The organism is Helicobacter suis, from assembly GCF_902196125.1.
Lineage (GTDB): Bacteria > Campylobacterota > Campylobacteria > Campylobacterales > Helicobacteraceae > Helicobacter > Helicobacter suis_B.
This window is the reverse complement of sequence record NZ_CABIKG010000042.1, coordinates 1-1,313: the sequence shown is the minus strand read 5'-3', so window position 1 is coordinate 1,313 and position 1,313 is coordinate 1. Positions and strand designations below refer to the sequence as shown.

1 protein-coding gene and 1 rRNA gene are annotated in these 1,313 nt (G+C 38.6%); both read right to left on the bottom strand.

The window, feature by feature from the left end; translation table 11 throughout:
* On the bottom strand, positions 1-1,105 hold a 1,105-nt coding region (locus G6Q00_RS08145; RefSeq protein WP_163532744.1), incomplete at its 3' end, for an adenine-specific methyltransferase EcoRI family protein.
* A gap of 109 nt (positions 1,106-1,214) precedes the next feature.
* Positions 1,215-1,313: ribosomal RNA gene (gene rrf / locus G6Q00_RS08140) — 5S ribosomal RNA — on the bottom strand; the annotation flags it as partial.

Here is a 1,313-nt window from a genome sequence, read left to right as displayed (position 1 = left end):
TATCCACGAGTAAGATGCCGCTATCATCAAATCTTTTATACACATCGGGGATCTCCTCAAGGGGGACAAACTTTAGTCTAGCAACATTGGATCTATTTTTAATGGAAAAATTAGTAAAAAAATGCCCTGCTGCGCGCACTAACTGGCGTTTGGGGTTTAAATACCAATACACACTATTAAAACCCGGTCTTACCTTATTTTGTGCAAAATAGGGAATGCAAGCGGTGCTGATGGGGAGTGTAACATTGGAGAGAATGATAAATTTCTTTTTACTTTTAATAAGAATCTGCCAATATTCAATCGCACGCGAAAAGGGCGGATTGGTGCAGACAATATCAGCTTGCTCATTCAAGATTCTTAGCGATTCTGCCTCTTCAAAGCCGCCTCTGTAGTTAGCTGGGGTGTGCTTTATTTCATGTGCGCCCTCTTTGGTGAAAATGTAACCTTTTACACCGGCATTGAATAAGTCCTGTTGGCTACCATAATGCGTACAAATGAGTTTCTTAAGTTTTAATCTGAAAAAGTGCCTTAAAAAATAGAGAGCAAAAGCAGATGAATCTGTATAATCTCTCCTATCTCCTATAGCATCATCGCAGTTACAAAACACAACTTTATTTTGCCATATCTTTAAAGGATAGTTTGACAACTCTCTTTCCACATCTTCATATCTTGTATAAAATTCATCATCTTTAACTTTCTTGGCTTTATTTAAAACATCAACCCTTACAAGTCCTCGCTCTTGCAGGCTAGGCGTGGTGATGGGCTTGACTTCTTGCTTTTGCTTAGGCGGCTTGCTACTAACTTTTGTAATAAAATGTACATGCGCGCTAATAAAGCTAACATAGGTTTCAAAAAGACTTGGGTTAAAAAAGTAAATCTCTCTATGCTGTTGTTCTCTTAAATGCGAAAATGCGTCTTTCACATCTTGCTCGATTTGGCGCATATTAGCAACCTCACATGTAAAAAGATAGCTATAGGTCTGCTCGCTTGACTTACCCGTGATATGGTTATATTCTTTTAGCCGTCTCTCTAGGTTATTTGTAATGCCTATTTTACACTTGCTTTTTTCTAGGTTAGATTGGATTATGTAGAGATATTGTTTCATGCGCTTCCTAAAGATTTAAAGAAAAAGTTCTTTAGTATTTTAACACACACGAAGCGCTGGTAGATTGATGGATCAATGAGTATAAATAGCTATTTAGCTTTTTAACAACCCCCCGCATCACCCTACTTTCCCACTCTTGCAAAGAGCAGTATCATCGGCGTTAGAGAGCTTGACTTCCAGGTTCGGGATGGAGCTGGGTATTTCCTCT